This window comes from Pantoea sp. OXWO6B1, from assembly GCF_001641135.1.
In the GTDB taxonomy this organism is placed as follows: Bacteria; Pseudomonadota; Gammaproteobacteria; order Enterobacterales; family Enterobacteriaceae; genus Pantoea; species Pantoea allii.
Window position 1 is genome coordinate 2,710,692 of the sequence record NZ_LWLR01000001.1, and the last position, 20,315, is coordinate 2,731,006.

The window sequence follows — 20,315 nt, forward strand, 5'->3', positions numbered from 1 at the left end:
GGTTAAATTGCCCTGAGAGGCCGGAGCGCGCGTAAGGCGCTATCCGGTGCAAGGTCAAAAACACCTAACAAAGCAGAAGGCCCCATTACCTGCTTTCCCTACAGGAGAATTGCTGATGTTAAAAGGATTAACCGTTGCCGCCGTGGTCATGCTGTCGGGCTGCAGCCTGATGCACAAGGCTCCACCAGCACCAGAAACGTTGCATTACCGCTGTGGCACCTTGCCCCTTACCGTCACCCTGGATAATGCCAAACAGCAGGTCAGCTTTATTATGGATGGCAAGCCGCTGACGCTGACGCAAACGGTTTCTGCGTCCGGCGCACGGTATAGCGACGGTAACTACGTTTTCTGGTCTAAAGGGAACGGCGCGTTCATTGAGCGTAATGATAAGATCGTTGTAAACGATTGCGAATTGCAACCGGCCAGTTAACGTTTACCGGAGTGAGTGTGCATCATGAGTGACAGTGACATGCTACAAACTATTGCCCATCTGCGCCGTGAATACACACGGGGTGGGCTACGTCGCAAAGATTTACCCGATAATCCGCTGGCGCTGTTCGAAAGCTGGCTAAAGCAGGCCTGCGAGGCGCAACTGCCTGATCCCACCGCCATGACAGTGGCCACGGTGGACGAGCATGGACAGCCTTATCAACGCATTGTGCTGTTAAAACATTTCGATGAGCAGGGCATGGTGTTTTACACCAATCTGGGCAGTCGCAAAGCACAGCAGCTTGGTCATAATCCGCGTATTTCGCTTCATTTTCCCTGGCACTTCCTGGAGCGACAGGTGATGGTTTTAGGCGAGGTTGAGAAGCTGTCGCCGCTGGAGGTATTAAAGTATTTCAGCAGCCGTCCGCGTGACAGTCAGATCGGTGCCTGGGTTTCCAAACAGTCAAGACGGATTTCTGCCCGTGGCGTGCTGGAAGGCAAGTTTCTGGAGCTGAAGCAAAAATTCCAGCAGGGTGATGTACCGCTACCCAGTTTCTGGGGCGGTTATCGGGTGAAATTTAGCACTATGGAATTCTGGCAGGGGGGCGAACATCGTCTTCACGATCGTTTCCTTTATCAGCGGGATCACGACGGCTGGAAAATTGACCGACTCGCCCCTTAAAACTGCGCTTTCCCCCTCATCAGCGCTGGCACAGAAGGCGTCAGCGCTTTATGCTATAGCCCTTAATTTTTTCCTTCCGCAACTCAGCGGAAAGCTGTGTACCAGCATAGGTGCAGCCTGATCAATTTGGAGTCAGTGATGACCAGCAGTAACCTGATACAACAATTGCAAGAGAGGGGCCTGATCGCCCAGGTGACGGATGAAGACGCGTTAGTCGAGAAACTGGCGCAAGGGCCAATTTCGCTCTATTGCGGCTTTGACCCCACTGCTGACAGCTTGCATTTGGGCCATCTGGTACCGCTACTCTGCCTTAAACGTTTTCAGGATGCCGGGCACAAACCGGTTGCGCTGGTAGGCGGCGCAACGGGGTTGATTGGCGATCCCAGTTTTAAAGCCGCAGAGCGTAAACTCAATACCAGCGAAACCGTGGGTGAGTGGGTAGAAAAAATTCGCAGCCAGGTCGCACCTTTCCTGGACTTTGACTGCGGGGCCAACAGTGCGATTGCCGCCAACAACTATGACTGGTTTGGCAATATGAACGTGCTGACCTTTCTGCGCGACATCGGTAAACACTTCTCTGTTAACCAGATGATCAACAAGGAAGCGGTTAAACAGCGCCTGAACCGTGACGATCAGGGCATCTCGTTTACCGAATTCTCCTACAACCTGTTGCAGGGTTACGACTTCGCCTGTCTGAACGAGCTGCACGGCGTCGCCTTGCAGATCGGTGGTTCTGACCAGTGGGGTAACATCACCTCCGGTATCGATCTGACGCGTCGTCTGCACCAGAATCAGGTGTTTGGTCTGACCGTCCCGCTGATCACCAAATCGGACGGCACCAAGTTCGGTAAAACCGAAGGCGGCGCGGTCTGGCTGGATGCGAAGAAAACCAGTCCATATAAGTTCTACCAGTTCTGGATCAACACCGCCGATGCGGATGTTTACCGCTTCCTGAAATTCTTCACTTTCCTGAGCATCAACGAGATTAATGCCCTGGAAGAAGAAGATAAAAACAGCGGAACCGCGCCGCGCGCACAGTATGTGCTGGCTGAGCAGGTCACGCGCCTGGTGCATGGAGAAGACGGCCTGGCGGCGGCAAAACGTATTACCGAGAGCCTGTTCTCTGGCGCGTTAAGCGATATGACAGAGGCCGACTTCGAACAGCTGGCCCAGGACGGTATGCCGACCATCACGCTGAGTGCCGAGGACGATCTGCAACAGGCGCTGGTCAAAGCTGAGCTGGTGCCTTCACGCGGTCAGGCGCGCACTATGATCGGGTCGAATGCCGTGTCGCTGAATGGCGAAAAGCAGTCTGATGCCGAATACCGTTTTAGCGACAGCGATAAGCTGTTTAACCGCTTTACGCTGCTGCGTCGCGGTAAAAAACATTATTGCCTGATTAACTGGCAGTAACCTTTCAGGGCCGGTTTCCGGCCCTTTTTTATGGCAAGGCACTACAGGGCAAAAAAGTGAAAAACGTTTTAGCAATTCAGTCGCACGTGGTGTTTGGTCACGCGGGTAACGCGGCGGCAGAGTTCCCGATGCGCCGTATGGGTGTGAACGTCTGGCCGCTGAATACCGTGCAGTTTTCTAACCATACGCAATATGGACACTGGACCGGTACTGTTATGCCGGCCACGCATTTAACCGACATTGTTAAAGGCATCGCCGATATTGACCGCCTGAAAACCTGTGATGCGGTATTAAGCGGTTATCTGGGATCGGCCGAACAAGGCGAAAAGATTCTGGAAATTGTGCGTCAGGTGAAAGTCGCGAATCCGGAAGCCTGGTATTTTTGCGACCCGGTGATGGGGCACCCGGAGAAAGGCTGTATCGTCGCGCCCGGCGTAGCCGAGTTCCACTGCAAGATGGCGTTACCCGCCAGCGATATCATCGCGCCGAACCTGCTGGAGCTGGAAATGCTCAGCGAACGCACCGTAACCAGCGTGGAATCGGCCGTAGACGCGGCACGTATGCTGATAAGTCAGGGGCCGAAAGTGGTGCTGATTAAGCATCTGGCGCGCGCAGGACGCCGCAGTGACCGTTTTGAGATGCTGCTGGTTACCGCCGATGAAGCCTGGCACATCAGCCGTCCGCTGGTGGATTTTGGCGTTCGTCAGCCGGTGGGCGTGGGCGATTTAACCAGCGGCTTATTGCTGGTCGATCTGCTGCACGGGCTATCGCTACAGGCTGCACTGGAACACGTGACGGCGGCGGTCTATGAAGTGATGCTGAAAACGCATGAAATGGGTGAGTATGAACTGCAGCTGGTTGCCGCGCAGGACGCCATCGCCCGACCGACGCACGCTTTCCCGGCTGAGAAGCTGTGAAGCTGTAAAGAAAAGGGCCGGTAAGGCCCTTTTCATATTAGTTAAGTCCTTCCGCTTTAAGCGCGGCCTGTACCGACGGCCGCTCTGCAACGCGTTCAAACCAGCGTTGCAGGTGATCCAGCGCTGCCAGGTCCAGACTCAGGGCTTTCGCCCAGCGGGTCACCACGTATAAATAGGCATCCGCGACGCTGAAATGCACGCCCATCAGCCACTGTTTGTCTTCGAGTTCACCGTTCACCCAGGCAAATTTCGCTTCCAGCTGGCGACGTACCAGGGCTTTGTACTCCTCTGGCGCATCGTTGCGGAACAGCGGAGAGAAGCTCTTGTGTAACTCGCTGCCAATATAGCCGAGCCACTCAATCGTATGGTAACGGGTCAGGCTTCCCACCGGCGCCAGCAGGTGACGGTCGGGCTTGAGATCGGCCAGATACTGCACAATGGCCCCGCCTTCGGTCAACACATTGCCATCACTCAGTTGCAGTGCCGGCACCTGGCCTTTGGGATTAATCTGGCGAAAATCTTCACCGCGTTCGGTGAGCTTAGTTTGCAGATCGACATTAACCTGGGTGAAGTCCAGACCACATTCACGCATAACGATATGCGGTGAAAGGGAACAGGCACCAGCTTTACAAAACAGTTTCATAACGAGGTCACCATATTGCGAATCGTGTTTGCATAGTAATCGCCTGACGCGGAATTGCCAGTAATAAGAATGCGGCATTCACCGGAAATTGACCGGCGACAAAAACAAAAAAACCGGGCCAGGCCCGGTTTTGATCAAAAGGCATAAGGTCAATCAGACTTTGTCGGCTGCCGTATCCTGGGTCATACGATTCAGCAGCGGCGCGGTTATCATCATCAGCACGGCAATGACCGCGGTAGCAATACCAATCTCCTGGAACACTTTGCCGTAGGTGGCCAGAGAGATCAGCGGGTCGGTAACGTTTTCAGGGACCGCCATCAGATTAGCGACTTTACCGGCAATCACTGCTGCGCCAGCCGTCGTCAGGAACCATGAGCCCATAATAAAGCCCATCAGGCGCTGAGGAACCAGCTGCGCCACCATCGCCAGGCCCAGACCGGAAATCATCAGTTCACCGATGCTCTGCAGACCATAGCTGAGAATTAACCAGTTAACGGACACGATACCCGCGTCGCTGGCAAACTTCGCGCCAACCGGTAACACCAGGAAGGCCGCCGAACACAGCACCATACCGATGGCGAACTTATGTGGCATGGGCAGTTTATCGCCCAGCTTGTTATAGACTGCGGCCAGAATTGGGCTGGCAAGCATAATCCAGAACGGGTTCAGCGCCTGGAATTGCTCAGGGGCAAAGGTGATACCAAAAATGGTGTGCTCAACGTTGCGAATGGCAAAGAAGTTAAGCGACGTTGGCATCTGCATATAGAGGACGAAGAACACGATGGCTTCTACCATCAGCAGGAAGGCCACAATCATACGACGGCGCGCTGCACCACGCAGGGCAAAGGCTTCTTTGGCAAAGATGACAAAGATGCCCAGCGCGATCAGGCCCAACAGCACACGGGCGATCGACTGATGATGCAGCATCCAGTTTGCCAGGGCGATCAGGACCACAATCCCCACCAGGGTCATCAGCAGTTTGCCGAACTGAAGTGGCGCAAAGTCTGGTTTGGAGCCGAAGTCTTTCACCAGGCGTTTACAGAACAGGAAGTTAAGCAGTGTAATGACCAGGCCAACCACCGACAGCGAAAACGCCACGTTGTAGCCGTATTTCTCTGCTAACCATGGGGTCAGCATCATTGAAAACAGCGAGCCGATGTTGATGGACATATAAAACATGGTGAATGCACCATCAATGCGCGGGTCGTCTTTGTCATAACACGTAGAGAGCAGCGAAGAGGGGTTAGCTTTAAATAAGCCACTTCCGACGGCGATGGTTGCCATACCAATATACACCACGCTGACGTTGTGGCCCGAGAAGGCCACCAGCGCGTAACCTATTGCCAGCACCAGCACGCCCATCACGATAACGCGTTTGGTGCCCAGAACTTTATCGCCCAGCCAGCCGCCGATGGCGACCAGACCATAAACCAGGGCGCTAAAGGAGGAGAACAGGGTGATAGAGTCGGACTCTGACATCCCCAGTTGCCTGACCAGGTAAACCGCCATGATGGCCTGCAGGCCGTAATAACCAAAACGTTCCCATAATTCGATCGTAAAGATCAGATAAAACGCTTTAGGCTGTTTAAATGCATTAAGGCTGACCGCCTCGTCGGTGTGTTTGTTTGCAGTTGACACTTGTACCTCTGTTATTTCATATCCTGTGTCGCGACAGGAATTAAGTCCGCGCCATGTGATCGGACCATGGGCCAGATTTTTATTAGATGGGAAAAACGGCGACTAATTTGGCTGAATAAAGGCGACAGGGCAAGCCTTTTCTACCTTCTGCGGGAAACCGGTTATCTGGCGTTAAAACCTAAATAAATATTATTAATTAGCATTTTGTTATGGTTTAAGTCGATTTTACAAAATAACATCGCCACCTGGTGGTTATCAGAACGTTAATAATGATATTAACTGCTAAAAGAGCGTTGCGCCGAGCTTTACATCGAAATGTGATATTTCATCAGGATAATCTGGCTAAAATGCAGGTTCTGAAGCCGATTTGATGAAATAGTCTGCGGATTATGGCGGAAATGACCCGCAAAGGCGTGAAAATGTTGATTAAGGTCACATTTATCGATGTTAATTCATAGAGAGAAAAAAGGTTTCCAGCGGAAATAATGCCTGTGAAGCTTCAGTAATTCTGTCTGAACAGGGCGCGAAAGTATCCGAATGCTCGACAGAAAATTAACCTTAACGTAGCATCATTATTTCCTTAACAAGGATTTCGCTATGCCGTTACCTTTACGTCTCGCGCTGGTGGGCGACTACCGCCCAGAAGCCGTTGCACATCAGGCCATTCCTCTGGCGCTTGCCCGTGCCGCTGACTTTCTCGCTATCGATAGTGACCCGCAGTGGGTTGCTACGCCTGAGCTGGGCGACTTATCCGCCATCAGGCAAAGCGATGCCGTCTGGCTGGTACCGGGCAGCCCCTATAAAAATGATGAAGGCGTATACAGCATGCTGCGCGACGTGCGGGAAAGCGGCAAACCTTTTCTGGGCTCCTGTGGCGGTTTCCAGTATGCCGTTATCGACTATGCGCGCAACGCACTTGGCTGGCACGATGCAAATCATGCCGAAACCCATGATGAAGGGCGGATGGTCATTGCGCCGTTAAGTTGCTCGCTGGTGGAGCAGCGCGGTGAGGTCACTTTTGCACCCGATACGCGCATTGCCAGGGCCGACGGGGGATTATCCAGTGACGAAGGATATCACTGTAACTTTGGCGTTAACCCGGCATTCATCACGGCGCTGGAAGGCAGCAACCTGCGGATTACGGCCTGGGATCTGGACGGTGATGTGCGTGGCATAGAACTGACCGATCACCCTTTTTATGTCGCCACGCTGTTCCAGTCTGAGCGCGCCGCATTACAGAACAAGGATTCTCCGTTGGTGATTGCCTGGATGCAGGCGGCGCTGAAGCAGCGTTAGATCAAAAAGCAAAAAGCCTGTGTCTCCACAGGCTTCTCTCAGTCGGGGGCTGTTTATCAGGCAGGATATCGGCCTATTCGACTTTATCAGGATACTCGCACAGGTCTTCAATCAGGCAGGACCCACAGCGCGGCTTGCGGGCGACGCAGGTATAACGACCGTGCAGAATCAACCAATGATGACAGTCAACTTTGAACGCCTTCGGCACCACCTTCAACAGCTTTTCTTCAACCTGTTCGACGTTTTTGCCGGGGGCAAAATTCGTTCGGTTGCAGACGCGGAAAATATGCGTATCCACAGCGATGGTGGGCCAGCCAAAGGCAGTATTAAGCACCACGTTTGCCGTTTTACGGCCCACGCCGGGCAGCGCCTCCAGCGCGGCACGGTCTTCTGGTACGTTACCGCCGTGTTGTTCCAGCAGAATGCGGCAGGTCTTAATCACATTCTCTGCTTTGCTGTTAAACAGGCCGATAGTTTTGATGTATTCCTTAACGCCATCCACGCCCAGCGCCAGCATCGCGGCGGGCGTATTGGCGACCGGGTAGAGCTTTGCGGTGGCTTTATTGACGCTGACGTCAGTCGCCTGGGCCGAGAGCAGTACCGCAATCAGCAATTCAAACGGCGAGCTAAACTGCAACTCGGTCGTCGGATGGGGATTAGCCTGCTGCAGACGGCTGAGAATCTCTGTACGTTTTGTCTGGTTCACACGGCGTTTCCGGTCGTGCCTTGCGGTGCGGCAAGGGCCTGCTCTTCAGCACGGCGCAGCGCCCGCTGCTTCATTTTCTGATCGATCAGGTATTTACCCGCCAGCATCATGCCCAGACCAATAAATGCGCCGGGCGGTAACATGGCCAACAGCATCGGCGAATTAAAGTGGATCACTTCGATGCGCAACACTTTGGCCCACGGGCCTAAAAGCTGGTCCGCGCCGTTAAACAATGTTCCGCTGCCAATAATTTCCCGAAGGGAACCTAATACCACCATCGCGCAGGTCGCGCCCATGCCAATGGCAAAACCATCAAGCGCGGCAAGGGGAATACTGCTTTTCGACGCGACAGCCTCGGCCCGTCCCACCACGATACAGTTCGTTACGATCAGCGGAATAAAAATGCCGAGCGACTGGTACAGGCCGTAAGCATAAGCATTGATCAGCATCTGAACACAGCTCACCACGGACGCAATGATCATCACGTAGATAGGGATACGAATTTCCGATGGCACCCAACGGCGCGAGGCGGAAATAAAACTGTTGGTCAGGGTCAGCACCAGCGTGGTCGCCAGACCAAGCCCTAGCGCATTGGTGGCGGTGGCGGTCACCGCCAGCAGCGGACACAGGCCCAGCAACTGAACCAGCGCCGAGTTGTTTTTCCATAGCCCGCCTACCAGCAGGTTTTTAGCTTCACTCATTTGCGTCTCCACACTCGGGTAACGAAGAGAGTTTTCCCTTAAGGGTTTCAATTAACAATGCCGTCCGTTTGGTGGCATTGACGACGGCACGGGGTGTAATCGTGGCACCGGTAAACTGATCAAATTCGCCGCCATCTTTTTTAACGGCAAACGCTTTATCGTCCGGGCCCGTTACTACTTTGCCATTAAAACTGTTGATCCAGTCAGAAATACGCAGCTCTATTTTATCGCCCAGGCCTGGCGTTTCATGATGTTCAATCACGCGCACGCCCAGGACCTTGCCGTTAAAGTCCGCCCCGACCAGCATCTGGATAGCACCAGAGTAGCCGTCGGGTGCCGTTGTTTCCAGAGCGGCAGCGACAGGCTGATTGCCTTTACGCGCCAGGTACAGATGATGAGGGCTGGCATTCCCCAGCGCCGCATCAGTGACAACGTAACATTCCTGCTGAATGTGGTTATCATACATATCGGTTGGCACCACCTGATCCAGCAGATTTTTTTGCTGTAACTGCGTCTGGTGCTCAACGGTGGGCTTGGTTACCGTATTCACAATGGCGGTAACGCCGGTTGTGATGGCGGCGAACAACGCCAGCGTCACGCCATTTTTGCGTATCGTGTCCAGCATCATTTAGTCCTTTTGATGGCCGTAAACACGCGGCTGAGTGTAATAGTCAATCAGCGGTACGCATATATTAGCCAGCAATACGGCGAAAGCAACGCCGTCCGGGTAACCGCCAAAGCTACGAATTAGCCAGATGAGCAATCCGATCAGGGCACCGTAGATCAAACGACCACGATCGGTCGTCGATGCGGTGACCGGATCGGTCGCAATGAAAAACGCCCCGAGCATCGTCGCACCGGAAAACAGGTGAATCATCGGGCTGTTCAGTGAGGCGGGCGAAAACAGCCAGCCCAGCGTCGCGCAGAAGGCGAGAGACAGCAAGATGGCGGCCGGGATATGCCAGCGAATGGCGTTTTTCCACAGCAGGAACAGGCCGCCAACCAGGTAACCCAGGTTAATCCACTGCCAGCCGAGACCCGCGAGCACGCCGCTGTAAATAGGCTGAGCCAGCAGTTGCTCTGCGCTGTGTCCGGCGCGCAGGCCGGTTTTAAACGTATCAAGCGGTGTCGCCTGACTCACGCCGTCGGCCCCGAGCTGCAACTGCTGCAAGGTGTCGCCCGCCAGGGTATGACCGGTAAAGATCATATTCAGCGAATCCAGCATCCCCGGTTTGATCATCTGCAGCGATTCCGGCGGCATCCAACTGGTCATCTGCACCGGAAACGAGATGAGTAACACCACATAACCCACCATCGCCGGGTTAAAGGGGTTTTGTCCCAGTCCGCCGTACAGCTGTTTGGCGATCACAATGGCAAAGATCGTACCGATAACTACCAGCCACCAGGGGGCCAAAGAGGGGATGCTTATCCCCAACAGAATCGCCGTCAGCAAAGCTGAGTTATCGGCCAGATTGGCAGCAACCGGCGTTTTGCGCAGACGCAGTATTGCCGCCTCGGTGAGCAATGCGGTCAGCGAGGCCAGAATGACCTGCAACAGGGTGCCAACACCAAAGAAATAACACTGTGCCGCAAAGCCCGGCAGGGCAGCCAACACAACCAGCATCATGATGTTGCCGGTGCTGCGACGGTTATGGGTATAAGGTGAACTTGCTATACGGAAAGCCATTTATTCCTCAGGTGTCAATGTCGATTGCGCTTTACGCGCTTTGGCACGTTCGATGGCTGCCGCAATAGCGGCTTTGCGCGCATCCGTGGGGTGCTCAAGTTCAGGTGCCTGTTCGGCTTCGGCATTCGCATTATTGGCTTGTTCTTGTGCCATTTCTGCCTGCTCGACGTCCTGGTGCGCCTCCGTAGCCGCCAGTGCTGCATCCCGCGAGGCGGCCTCTGCCCGGGCAAGTGCGGCAGCGGCTTTTTTGGCTTTCGCACGTTCGACGGCGGCAGCGACTGCCGCTTTACGTGGGTCTTCTTCCGTCATCGGGGCGTCCTGCGCCGCATCAGCACTGTCCGCCGCAGCAGCAGCCTGAGCGGCTTTTCTGGCTTTGGCGCGTTCAACGGCGGCGGCGACTGCCGCTTTGCGCGGATCTTCTTCCGTCGGGGCGTCCTGCGCCACGTCAGCACTGTCCGCCGCCGCAGCCTGCGCGGCTTTTCTGGCTTTGGCGCGTTCAACGGCAGCGGCGACTGCCGCTTTGCGTGGGTCTTCTTCCGTCGGGGCGTCCTGCGCCACGACAGCACTGTCCGCAGCAGCAGCCTGAGCGGCTTTTCTGGCTTTGGCGCGTTCAACGGCGGCGGCGACTGCGGCTTTGCGAGGGTCTTCTTCCGTCGGGGCGCCCTGCGCCACGTCAGCACTGTCCGCCGCCGCAGCCTGCGCGGCTTTTCTGGCTTTGGCGCGTTCGACGGCGGCAGCCACAGCCGCTTTGCGTGGGTCTTCTTCCCTCGGGGCGTCCTGCGCCACGTCAGCACTGTCCGCCGCCGCAGCCTGCGCGGCTTTTTTGGCTTTGGCACGTTCGACGGCGGCAGCGACTGCCGCTTTACGAGGATCTTCTTCCGTCGTCGGGGCGTCCTGCGCCGCATCAGCACTGTCCGCAGCCGCAGCCTGAGCGGCTTTTTTGGCTTTGGCGCGTTCGACGGCGGCAGCGACCGCCGCTTTGCGTGGATCTTCCGCCACCTCTTCGGTAGTTTCTGGCGCATCAGACACGGCTGATTTTTTTGCTTTAGCACGCGCAATAGCGGCTTCAACAGCCGCTTTACGCGGATCGGTGGCCTGACGGCTCAGCGCCTGAGTTTCTGCCTGCGCCTCGGCCTGGCGTAAACGTGCCTGAGCGTGGCGAGCCTCGGCGACGGCCTCTTCACTTTCAACACCTTGCTGCGCTTTGGCGCGCGCTTTCGCCGCGGCCAGTTCACCACTGTCGCTACGGGCCACGCGCTGTTTCGCTTCAGCATGGCGCGCTTCACGCGCTTGTTTTTCCCGTTCCAGTCGGGCCTGACGCGCTTCAAATCGCGCTTTGGCTTCAAGTGTGCGTTTGGCTTCCAGGTCGATAGCCCGCAGCTCGGCTTTTTCCTGACGATAATACTGGACCAGCGGGATATTGCTGGGACAGACATAGGCGCAGGCACCGCACTCAATACAGTCATCGATGTGATGCGCGCGGGCTTTATCGTGATCGCCGCCCTTGCTGTACCAGTAAAGTTGCTGCGGCAGCAGTTTAGCCGGGCACGCGTCAGCACAGGCAGAGCAACGGATACAGGATTGCTCCTGTTCGTCATTGCCCATTTCGGTGCTGGACGGGGCCAGAATGCAGTTGGTGATTTTTACGACCGGCACATCCAGTGATGGCAGGGTAAAGCCCATCAGCGGGCCACCCATAATAACCATCTGGCGTGGCGAGGGATGAAAACCGACCTGATGTAACAGATGACTGATGGGCGTGCCTAAGCGGCTCCAGACGTTACGCGGCTGGGCAATCGCCTCACCGGTCAGGGTGACTACGCGCTCGGTAATGGGCTCGCCATTGATAATGGCGCGTTTTACCGCCCAGGCCGTCCCGACGTTTTGCATCAGCACGCCGATATCAGTGGAGCGTCCGCCATGCGGAACTTCCTTGCCGGTCAGAATTTTGGTGAGCTGCTTGGCACCGCCAGACGGATACTTGGTGGGGATAACGCGAATCTGCAGATCGCGCTCGCCACCCAGCGCCTGTTTCAGTGCGGCGATAGCTTCAGGCTTGTTATCTTCGATGCCAATTAACACCCGTTCTGCCTGTAATACCCAGGCCAGAATACGGCTGCCTTCCAGCACTTCGGCTGCGTAGTCCTGCATCAGACGATCGTCAGCGGTGATATAGGGTTCGCACTCCGCCGCATTGATAATCAGGGTGTTAACGCCGCGCAAGCCGCCTTTCAGTTTGGTGGCGGTTGGGAAGCCCGCGCCGCCCAGACCCGCGATGCCGGCGTCATGAATGCGTTTCAGGATGGCGGCACGTTCGTGCTGGCGATAGTCCGGCAACGGTTCCAGCGAGATCCAACGGTCTTCACCATCAGGCGTCAGGAAAATGCACAGTTCAGACAGGCCAGACGGGTGAGCCGTCATGTGCGGGCCAATCGCTTCAATCACGCCAGAGGTTGGCGCGTGCACCGGCAGCATTCTGCCCTGGCCAAACGTCAGCGCCTGACCACGCAGCACCTTATCGCCCGGCGAGACACCGATCTCACCTTCATGACCAATATGCTGCTTAAGCGGAATAATAAACCGGTGCGGCAGCGGCAATTCGGCAAGCGGCGTGCCGTTGGACTGGGTTTTCATTTCCGGCGGATGAATGCCGCCCTGAAAATCCCAGACCTTATCTTTTTTGAAAAAATTGAGCAGATTAAGCATGACTCTCTACCGGGATCACCCGAACAGGAATGGCTTCAAGATCCCATTTCCAGTTGGCCGTGGTGGTGGCAACCGGACGCATCTCAATACAGTCGGTAGGACAGGGCGCCACACAAAGGTCGCAGCCCGTACAGACATCACTCAGCACGGTGTGCATGGCGCGCGTTGCGCCGACGATGGCATCAACCGGACAGGCCTGAATACATTTGGTGCAGCCAATGCAGTTTGCTTCGTCAATCCACGCCACGGTACGCACCGGCGCTTTGGCGTCTTCGTCACCGTCAATCGGTTGCGGTTCCACGTTGAGCAGCGCCGCCAGTTTAAGCATGGTCTGTTCGCCGCCGGGCGCACATTTATTAATGGCTTCACCGTTATTTCCCACCGCGTCAGCATAGGGACGACAGCCGGGATAACCACACTGACCGCACTGGCTCTGCGGAAGAATGGCGTCAATTTGTTCGACAATCGGATCTTCTTCCACCTCAAAGCGTCGCGAGGCGTAACCCAGCAGCGCGCCAAAGACCAGGCTCAGGGCGCTCAATACAGCAACAGCTATCCAAATCGCACTCATCAGAATTTCACCAGACCGGTAAAGCCCATAAAGGCCAGTGCCATCAGACCCGCGGTGATCAGCGCAATGGAGTTTCCTTTGAACGGCGCGGGGACGTTCGCCAGCACCAGACGCTCACGCATACCGGCAAACAGCACCATAACCAGTGAGAAACCCAGCGACGCGCTGAATCCATACAGCGCCGCCTGCAAAAAGGTATGGTTGAGATTAACGCTCAGCAACGGCACGCCCAGCACGGCACAGTTGGTGGTAATCAGGGGCAGGAAAATACCCAGCAGTCGATAGAGCGACGGGCTGGTTTTACGCACCACCATTTCGGTGAACTGCACGACCACGGCGATCACCAGGATATAGGCCATGGTCCGCAGATACACTAAGTCCAGCGGCACCAGAATAAGGTGGTTCACCAGCCATGCACAAATGGAGGCCAGTGTGATAACAAATGTGGTGGCGAGGCCCATGCCAATGGCCGTTTCCAGCTTTTTGGAAACGCCCATAAAGGGACACAGGCCGAGAAACTTCACTAACACGAAGTTATTCACCAGCACAGTACCAACAAAAAGGAGGAGATAATCGGTCATTTTTTCGCCTGATTGCCACAAAGCGGCTTATTATCATTGATAACGCGTTGTATCACAACTGTGACACAACATTGCCTGCGGGCAACCGCACTCAGGATTAAACTTTTGACGATAATCAGGGCATCACCGCTGGATAAACGTCGCTTTAACCCGTTCCGAGCGCTTGAAATAGGGCACAAAAATCGCCGCTGCCGCGAGTGAAAGCAGTAGCGTCTGCAAGGCGCGGGCGTCAGACACCGGCGTAAAAGCAAAGGTCTTTATGGCCAGCAGAACGGTAATCAGCAGCCAGACGATATAGTGGCGCGGCAGCCGGTAAGAGCGTTTGAAGAATATCCAGACGACCCACATGCTGTAAGCCCACAGCAGCGTCGCGGTAAACAGCGAAATGGCCCAGTAGCTGGTGACAAGTGAACTGTGGTTAAACAGGGTGGCGCGCCATTGCGCATCAAACAGCGGCGTCAGATACATCGCCATGACCAGCGCCGTGGTCAGCAGCGTCATCAATAACCATGCCAGCGGCAGCAAAAGCCAGCCACCAATACGTGGTGCGGCATCCTGTGTGTTCATTGCGGTTAATCCTGTCTCAACGTTGGAAGCGGCTCAGAATAGCATGTTAAGACCGAAGGGAACCAATATGACGATGTATCAATAAACGTCATTCACGGCAGTATCAGACGACGTAGCGCCATACCGACTTAGGCACGCAGCCCAGATCAAACAGACGACCACCGGACACCAGCTCTGCACGTCGATGATCGGCGGCACGGTACATATTGATAATGTCGATATCGTCAGAAAGCGAATAATTCAGATGGTCATACAGTTTTTCAAGACTATCGAGGTTGTTCACTTTGCGAAATTTTAAAAGATAATCGTGCGCAGTCATTTTTGTCATAACGAATGAGGGTGAAAGAATGCCAAGTATAGGGAGACACCGGACTGTGTCCAGCGCCAGGGCGTAAAAAAAGCCAAAATCAGACAATCGTGAGAGATTGCTCGCTAAACAACATTTTTAACGACTTTAGTCCTGAGTAACAGGCGTTGCCGTTATCGGGTCAGGCGTTAAACAGATGTTATGCCTGTTACGCTAAAGAGACCAGGTAACTTTTTATCTGTTTATATGCACAAATCCGCTGTTGTTAATACCGGTTTGCGTGACCTGAAGAAGATAAAGACACTAAACCCTCAACAAACGCTTATAGCGGAATCGTTTCATTCGATATACAGGCCCGCCTGGCGATGTGCTGGAAATCACAAAATACACTTTTTGTGGGCGAATAAATGCCATAACTCATTATGTACGCCTCCCTGTAATCGTTTTCAACTGCGTCACACTTAAGCGATTCTGTTTATTACATTTATTTAGCATATGTTGAAAAAATAAACAGGCGTTTTGTCCATAATGCCTCGCCAGATTTGCCGCCACCAAGAGCGTAACTCCTTTAAATAGCTCGATTTTGTGAAGCATGTCGCCCTAATTCAGCGTTTTTTACGTCAGTCTTTACAGGCACTTTACCCTATACAGCAAACGCCCTTCAGAGGAATAAAAACTATGTGGAAACGTTTACTCCTGACCACGCTGGTCAGCGCCGCATTAAGTGGCTCAGTGTTAGCGGCGGAAATGACGGTGGGATTCTCGCAGGTAGGTTCAGAATCCGGCTGGCGCTCGGCTGAAACCAACGTGGCAAAAAGCGAAGCAAAAAAACGCGGCATTAATTTGAAAATTGCCGATGGACAACAGAAACAAGAGAACCAAATCAAAGCTGTACGTTCTTTTATTGCTCAGGGTGTTGATGCCATCTTTATCGCACCTGTCGTTCAGACGGGCTGGGAACCGGTGTTGGAAGAAGCAAAAGACGCCAAAATTCCGGTTTACCTTCTGGACCGCGCCATTGTTGTTAAAGACAACTCGCTGTATCAGGCTGTGGTAACGGCGGATAACGTGCTGGAAGGCAAGCTTATCGGTGACTGGCTGGTTAAGACCGTGGGCGACAAGAAGTGTAACGTCGTAGAGCTGCAGGGCACCGTGGGTGCCAGCGTTGCCATCGATCGTAAGAAAGGCTTTGCTGAAGCGATCAGCGGTCATCCGAATATCAAGGTCATTCGTTCTCAGTCTGGCGACTTTACCCGCAGTAAAGGGAAAGAAGTCATGGAAAGCTTCATCAAAGCAGAGAATAACGGCAAAAACATTTGCATGGTTTATGCCCATAACGATGACATGGCCATCGGTGCTATCCAGGCGATTAAAGAAGCCGGTCTGAAGCCGGGTAAAGATATCCTTACCGGTTCCATTGACGGTGTGCCAGACATCTATAAAGCCATGCTGGCAGGCGAAGCCAATGCCAACGTGGAGTTAACGCCAAATATGGCCGGCCCGGCATTTGATGCACTGGAAAAATTCAAAAAAGACGGCACCTTACCGCCAAAAATTATCAGAACAGAATCAAAACTCTTTTTACCTGCTGACGCGCAGGCAGAGTTAGATAAGAAAAAGAACATGGGTTACTAAGCCGCAGGCCGCCCTTCGGGGCGGCTTTCTATGATGTAGTGCGGAGTTGACAGCATGACCACACACGACGAACACCCTCTTTTAGCCATCAGCGGCGTCAGCAAAGGCTTCCCCGGCGTGAAAGCGCTGGATGATGTCTCACTCAGCCTGCGCAAAGGCGAAATCATGGCGCTGCTGGGTGAAAACGGCGCAGGAAAATCCACACTGATTAAAGTCCTGACCGGCGTATATACCCGGGACAGCGGCACGATCACGTTAAACGGTCAGTCGATTTCGCCGCGCAGTACCGCCGAAGCCCAGGAGATCGGTATCGGGACGGTCTATCAGGAAGTTAATCTGCTGCCGAACATGTCGGTGGCTGACAACCTGTATATCGGTCGGGAACCGCGCCGTTTCGGCATGATTGACCGTAAGCGCATGGTTCGCAATGCCGATGCCCTGATGCGTAATTACGGTTTTGCCCTGGATGTCACCCGACCTCTTGGTCACTACTCGGTCGCGATGCAGCAGATCATCGCCATCTGCCGGGCCGTCGATCTCTCTGCGCAGGTCCTGATTCTGGACGAGCCCACCGCCAGTCTGGATGCCAGTGAAGTTGAAATGCTTTTTACCCTCATGACGCAGCTAAAGAATCGCGGCATGAGCCTGATATTTGTGACGCATTTTCTGGATCAGGTTTACCGCATTACCGACCGCATCACCGTCCTGCGCAATGGTAAATTCATCGCCACGCATGACACAGCAACCCTGCCGCAGATTGAGCTGGTAAAGTTGATGATTGGCCGAGAGCTGATGGCCACCGCATTGCAACGGCAGGGCAGTACGCTGCGCAGCAATCAGCCTGTGGTGTCGTTTGAAGACTACGGCAAAAAGGGCACTATCGAGCCCTTCAACCTGCAGGTCAGACCTGGTGAAGTGGTGGGGCTGGCCGGATTGTTGGGGTCCGGTCGCACGGAGACGGCAGAAGTCCTGTTTGGCATTCGTCGCGCCGATCGCGGTACGGCAAAAATTAAAGGGAAGGTTGAACATATTCGCACGCCTGCGCAGGCTTCTCGCCTTGGCATGGGGTTCTGCCCGGAAGACCGTAAAACAGACGGCATCATCGGCGCAGCCTCGGTGCGTGAGAATATCATTCTGGCATTACAGGCGCAGCGCGGATGGTTACGTCCCATTAAAAAGCGGGAACAGCAGGCCATTGCCGAGCGCTTTATTAAAAGTCTGGGTATTCGCACACCGCACGCGGAGCAGCCTGTGGAGCTGTTATCCGGCGGTAATCAGCAAAAGGTCCTGCTGTCACGCTGGCTGGTGACGAAACCGCAGTTTCTGATCCTGGATGAGCCGACGCGCGGGATTGACGTGGGCGCCCATGCGGAAATTATCCGCTTGATAGAATCCTTATGTGCCGATGGCCTGGCATTGTTGGTGATTTCCTCGGAGCTGGAGGAGCTGGTGGGCTACGCCGATCGCGTATTGATCATGCGTGACCTGAAACAGGTGGCTGAGATTCCACTGGAGCAGCTTTCTGTGGCGGCAATCGTTAACGCTATTGCTGATGGAGGTACGCAGCATGCTTGAATCCCCGGTCACCGCGTCCAAACCTCAACGTCGCAAGTTCAGGCTGCCGCCCGGTATGCCACAGATCATTGCGCTGTTACTGGTGCTGATCGTCGACAGCCTGGTCGCGAACAACTTCTTTGCCATTCACTTACAGGACGGTCGGCTGTTTGGTAGCCCGATCGACATTATCAACCGTGCAGCGCCTGTTGCGTTACTGGCTATTGGCATGACGCTGGTCATCGCCACTGGTGGCATCGACCTGTCGGTGGGGGCGGTAATGGCGATTGCCGGAGCGACCGCCGCCACCTTGACCGTCGCCGGGCACAGCGTGCCGTTTATCATTATGGTCACGCTGGCCAGCGGGCTGGCGTGCGGCATATGGAACGGCATTCTGGTGGCATTACTGCGTATTCAGCCTTTTGTCGCCACGCTGATTTTAATGGTGGCCGGACGCGGTATTGCTCAGCTTATTACTCAAGGGCAAATCGTAACGTTTAACAACGACAGCCTGGGCTGGTTTGGCAATGGTTCATTCTGGTTATTACCGGTGCCGGTGTGGATTACCGTGGCGGTGGCGCTGCTGGTCTGGCTGCTGGCGCGCAAAACGGCGCTGGGGCTGTTTATTGAGGCCGTGGGCATCAACTTGCGCGCCGCACGTAATGCCGGGGTGAATGGCTGGCTGGTGGTGATGTCCACCTACGCCATCAGCGGGCTCTGCGCAGCGGTAGCCGGCCTGATTGTGGCGGCGGATATTCGCGGTGCGGATGCCAATAATGCCGGATTGTGGCTGGAACTGGATGCGATTCTTGCCGTCGTGATTGGCGGGGCATCGCTGATGGGCGGTCGGTTCAATATCGCACTGTCACTGATTGGCGCGTTGATTATCCAGTCGATGAATACCGGTATTTTACTGTCTGGCTTCCCGCCAGAGCTGAATCAGGTGGTGAAGGCGATAGTCGTGATGTGCGTCCTGTTGCTGCAATCCCCGCGCTTTATTGCGATGTTTAAACGGAGACGTCCATCATGATTAAACGTCATCTACCTTTAATGATCACACTGCTGGTGTTTGTGATGGGCTATTTGTTTTGCCTGAGCCAGTTTCCCGGCTTTGCCTCAACCCGGGTGATCTGTAATATTTTGACGGATAACGCCTTCCTCGGCATCATCGCTGTTGGAATGACCTTTGTGATTCTGTCGGGCGGGATCGATCTGTCGGTGGGGGCCGTCATCGCGTTTTCTGGCGTGTTTCTGGCAAAGGTTATCGGCGATTATCACCTCAATCCCGTCCTGGCGTTCGCCCTGGTCCTGAGTATGGGGGCGATGTTTGGTGCCATGATGGGCTGGCTGATCGATGCGCTGAAAATTCCCGCATTTATTATCACCCTGGCGGGCATGTTTTTTCTGCGCGGCTGCAGTTACCTGGTCTCTGAGAATTCTATTCCGATCGATCATCCTCTTTACGCCACGCTGTCCAGCATGGCATGGAAGGTTCCGGGGGGCGGGCGGCTCAGTTTGCTGGCGCTGATCATGCTGGTGGTGGTGGCGGGCGGGATCATTCTGGCGCACCGCACTCGCTTTGGTAATCAGGTTTATGCGATTGGCGGCAGCCTGACCTCCGCGCAACTCATGGGCGTTTCAACCCGCGCCACCACCATTAAGATCTACATGCTGTCGACTACCCTGGCGACGCTGGCCGGCATTGTGTTTTCCATCTATACCTCGGCGGGCTATGCCCTGGCTGGATTGGGCGTGGAACTGGATGCGATTGCCTCTGTAGTGATTGGCGGAACCTTACTCTCGGGTGGCGTAGGCACGGTGCTGGGTACCTTGTTCGGCGTGTTAATTCAGGGGCTTATTCAAACCTGGATCAACTTTGACGGCACGCTCAGTTCCTGGTGGACCAAGATTGCTATTGGCATTTTGCTGTTTGCGTTTATCGCGTTACAGCGCCTGCTGACGGTAATTTGGGATCGTCAACGGAACGCGCCGGTGAAACGGCTGATTCAATAAGCTAAGGGCGGCGCTGATGCGCCGCTTTTTTGAGTAGCAGGTGGCGCAACCCATAATCGGTAATGGTAGGTGAGAGAGCGTGAGTGAATAAGCATTGCCTCAACAGGGATTATTCATCGTGCGGGTGCATGCGTTGTATCACATCATGCCAGCCTGCATGCTTTCTCAATCACGGATAAAGCATGTCCATTCCTTCTGCGTTATGTCGGTTTATTATTGCTAGCAGGTCATAACGCATTTGCAATGAATGCCTGTCCTGTACGTATTTG

General features: G+C 54.6%; 20 protein-coding genes. 9 read left to right on the forward strand and 11 right to left on the reverse strand.

The features are described 5' to 3' along the window. The first annotated feature begins 115 nt into the window (after nt 1-115). The 4 genes from A6A26_RS14890 to pdxY all read left to right on the forward strand — a co-directional run bounded on the left by A6A26_RS14890 (nt 116) and on the right by pdxY (nt 3,441). On the forward strand, nt 116-430 hold the full coding sequence (locus A6A26_RS14890; RefSeq protein WP_063879446.1) for an MliC family protein: 315 nt from the start codon (nt 116-118) through the stop codon (nt 428-430). Nucleotides 431-454: 24 nt separating this feature from the next. Continuing rightward, the gene (gene pdxH, locus A6A26_RS14895; RefSeq protein ID WP_063879447.1) at nt 455-1,111 is read left to right on the forward strand and encodes a pyridoxamine 5'-phosphate oxidase; all 657 of its coding nucleotides are present in this window, start codon (nt 455-457) and stop codon (nt 1,109-1,111) included. A 138-nt stretch (nt 1,112-1,249) separates the two neighbouring features. After that, complete coding sequence (gene tyrS, locus A6A26_RS14900; protein ID WP_063879448.1) at nt 1,250-2,524, forward strand: tyrosine--tRNA ligase; 1,275 nt, start codon at nt 1,250-1,252, stop codon at nt 2,522-2,524. Nucleotides 2,525-2,580: 56 nt separating this feature from the next. After that, nucleotides 2,581-3,441, forward strand: a complete 861-nt coding sequence (gene pdxY / locus A6A26_RS14905; protein WP_063879449.1) for a pyridoxal kinase PdxY — start codon at nt 2,581-2,583, stop codon at nt 3,439-3,441. Nucleotides 3,442-3,478: 37 nt separating this feature from the next. Here the strand turns inward: pdxY and gstA are convergent, their stop codons facing one another. Then, nucleotides 3,479-4,084 carry a glutathione transferase GstA gene (gene gstA, locus A6A26_RS14910; protein ID WP_063879450.1) on the reverse strand — a complete coding sequence of 202 codons (606 nt, stop codon included), beginning with the start codon at nt 4,082-4,084 and terminating at the stop codon, nt 3,479-3,481. A 153-nt stretch (nt 4,085-4,237) separates the two neighbouring features. After that, a complete protein-coding gene (gene dtpA, locus A6A26_RS14915) occupies nt 4,238-5,722 on the reverse strand; it encodes a dipeptide/tripeptide permease DtpA (RefSeq protein WP_063879451.1) in 1,485 nt (494 codons plus the stop codon). 597 nt (nt 5,723-6,319) lie between these two features. Between dtpA and A6A26_RS14920 the strand changes: the two genes are divergently transcribed. Beyond that, nucleotides 6,320-7,018, forward strand: coding sequence for a CTP synthase C-terminal region-related (seleno)protein (locus A6A26_RS14920; RefSeq protein ID WP_063879452.1), 699 nt, complete (start codon nt 6,320-6,322; stop codon nt 7,016-7,018). A 73-nt stretch (nt 7,019-7,091) separates the two neighbouring features. Here A6A26_RS14920 and nth read toward each other — a convergent pair whose 3' ends face one another. From nth to ydgT, 9 genes are all read right to left on the reverse strand, one after another. Continuing rightward, nucleotides 7,092-7,724 carry an endonuclease III gene (gene nth, locus A6A26_RS14925; protein WP_063879453.1) on the reverse strand — a complete coding sequence of 211 codons (633 nt, stop codon included), beginning with the start codon at nt 7,722-7,724 and terminating at the stop codon, nt 7,092-7,094. Next, nucleotides 7,721-8,425 carry an electron transport complex subunit E gene (locus A6A26_RS14930; RefSeq protein WP_063879454.1) on the reverse strand — a complete coding sequence of 235 codons (705 nt, stop codon included), beginning with the start codon at nt 8,423-8,425 and terminating at the stop codon, nt 7,721-7,723. Before A6A26_RS14930 ends, nth begins: the two co-directional genes overlap by 4 nt. Further along, entirely contained in the window at nt 8,418-9,050 is a 633-nt protein-coding gene (gene rsxG, locus A6A26_RS14935; protein WP_063881170.1) for an electron transport complex subunit RsxG, read from the reverse strand. The genes A6A26_RS14930 and rsxG overlap by 8 nt, the downstream gene beginning before the upstream one ends. A 3-nt stretch (nt 9,051-9,053) precedes the next feature. After that, nucleotides 9,054-10,112 carry an electron transport complex subunit RsxD gene (rsxD, locus tag A6A26_RS14940; RefSeq protein WP_063879455.1) on the reverse strand — a complete coding sequence of 353 codons (1,059 nt, stop codon included), beginning with the start codon at nt 10,110-10,112 and terminating at the stop codon, nt 9,054-9,056. Further along, nucleotides 10,113-12,818, reverse strand: coding sequence for an electron transport complex subunit RsxC (rsxC, locus tag A6A26_RS14945; protein WP_063879456.1), 2,706 nt, complete (start codon nt 12,816-12,818; stop codon nt 10,113-10,115). Next, entirely contained in the window at nt 12,811-13,389 is a 579-nt protein-coding gene (rsxB, locus tag A6A26_RS14950; protein ID WP_063879457.1) for an electron transport complex subunit RsxB, read from the reverse strand. The genes rsxC and rsxB overlap by 8 nt, the downstream gene beginning before the upstream one ends. After that, a complete protein-coding gene (gene rsxA / locus A6A26_RS14955) occupies nt 13,389-13,970 on the reverse strand; it encodes an electron transport complex subunit RsxA (protein WP_013025663.1) in 582 nt (193 codons plus the stop codon). The genes rsxB and rsxA overlap by 1 nt, the downstream gene beginning before the upstream one ends. A 123-nt stretch (nt 13,971-14,093) precedes the next feature. Further along, nucleotides 14,094-14,537, reverse strand: coding sequence for a DUF2569 domain-containing protein (locus A6A26_RS14960; protein ID WP_063879458.1), 444 nt, complete (start codon nt 14,535-14,537; stop codon nt 14,094-14,096). A gap of 103 nt (nt 14,538-14,640) precedes the next feature. Continuing rightward, entirely contained in the window at nt 14,641-14,856 is a 216-nt protein-coding gene (ydgT, locus tag A6A26_RS14965; protein ID WP_063879459.1) for a transcription modulator YdgT, read from the reverse strand. A gap of 666 nt (nt 14,857-15,522) precedes the next feature. On the opposite strand from ydgT, the gene ytfQ reads away from it, so the two are divergent. Genes ytfQ through yjfF form a run of 4 tightly spaced genes read left to right on the forward strand, consistent with a single transcriptional unit; the run spans nt 15,523 to nt 20,046 of the window. Beyond that, entirely contained in the window at nt 15,523-16,479 is a 957-nt protein-coding gene (ytfQ, locus tag A6A26_RS14970) for a galactofuranose ABC transporter, galactofuranose-binding protein YtfQ (protein ID WP_063879460.1), read from the forward strand. 54 nt (nt 16,480-16,533) lie between these two features. Next, nucleotides 16,534-18,054, forward strand: coding sequence for a sugar ABC transporter ATP-binding protein (locus A6A26_RS14975; RefSeq protein WP_063879461.1), 1,521 nt, complete (start codon nt 16,534-16,536; stop codon nt 18,052-18,054). Beyond that, nucleotides 18,047-19,063, forward strand: a complete 1,017-nt coding sequence (ytfT, locus tag A6A26_RS14980; RefSeq protein WP_063879462.1) for a galactofuranose ABC transporter, ATP-binding protein YtfT — start codon at nt 18,047-18,049, stop codon at nt 19,061-19,063. The genes A6A26_RS14975 and ytfT overlap by 8 nt, the downstream gene beginning before the upstream one ends. Next, nucleotides 19,060-20,046: a galactofuranose ABC transporter, permease protein YjfF gene (gene yjfF / locus A6A26_RS14985; protein WP_063879463.1), complete on the forward strand. Its 987-nt coding sequence runs from the start codon at nt 19,060-19,062 to the stop codon at nt 20,044-20,046. Before ytfT ends, yjfF begins: the two co-directional genes overlap by 4 nt. The last annotated feature ends 269 nt before the right edge of the window (nt 20,047-20,315 follow it).

Coding starts and splice junctions, on each gene's coding strand:
- ydgT (WP_063879459.1), bottom strand. CDS start 14,856: ATGACTGCGCACGATTATCTTTTAAAATTTCGCAAAGTGAACAACCTC.
- A6A26_RS14930 (WP_063879454.1), bottom strand. CDS start 8,425: ATGAGTGAAGCTAAAAACCTGCTGGTAGGCGGGCTATGGAAAAACAAC.
- A6A26_RS14975 (WP_063879461.1), top strand. CDS start 16,534: ATGACCACACACGACGAACACCCTCTTTTAGCCATCAGCGGCGTCAGC.
- A6A26_RS14960 (WP_063879458.1), bottom strand. CDS start 14,537: ATGAACACACAGGATGCCGCACCACGTATTGGTGGCTGGCTTTTGCTG.
- yjfF (WP_063879463.1), top strand. CDS start 19,060: ATGATTAAACGTCATCTACCTTTAATGATCACACTGCTGGTGTTTGTG.
- ytfT (WP_063879462.1), top strand. CDS start 18,047: ATGCTTGAATCCCCGGTCACCGCGTCCAAACCTCAACGTCGCAAGTTC.
- gstA (WP_063879450.1), bottom strand. CDS start 4,084: ATGAAACTGTTTTGTAAAGCTGGTGCCTGTTCCCTTTCACCGCATATC.
- ytfQ (WP_063879460.1), top strand. CDS start 15,523: ATGTGGAAACGTTTACTCCTGACCACGCTGGTCAGCGCCGCATTAAGT.
- rsxG (WP_063881170.1), bottom strand. CDS start 9,050: ATGCTGGACACGATACGCAAAAATGGCGTGACGCTGGCGTTGTTCGCC.
- rsxA (WP_013025663.1), bottom strand. CDS start 13,970: ATGACCGATTATCTCCTCCTTTTTGTTGGTACTGTGCTGGTGAATAAC.
- rsxD (WP_063879455.1), bottom strand. CDS start 10,112: ATGGCTTTCCGTATAGCAAGTTCACCTTATACCCATAACCGTCGCAGC.
- rsxB (WP_063879457.1), bottom strand. CDS start 13,389: ATGAGTGCGATTTGGATAGCTGTTGCTGTATTGAGCGCCCTGAGCCTG.
- A6A26_RS14920 (WP_063879452.1), top strand. CDS start 6,320: ATGCCGTTACCTTTACGTCTCGCGCTGGTGGGCGACTACCGCCCAGAA.
- pdxH (WP_063879447.1), top strand. CDS start 455: ATGAGTGACAGTGACATGCTACAAACTATTGCCCATCTGCGCCGTGAA.
- A6A26_RS14890 (WP_063879446.1), top strand. CDS start 116: ATGTTAAAAGGATTAACCGTTGCCGCCGTGGTCATGCTGTCGGGCTGC.
- rsxC (WP_063879456.1), bottom strand. CDS start 12,818: ATGCTTAATCTGCTCAATTTTTTCAAAAAAGATAAGGTCTGGGATTTT.
- tyrS (WP_063879448.1), top strand. CDS start 1,250: ATGACCAGCAGTAACCTGATACAACAATTGCAAGAGAGGGGCCTGATC.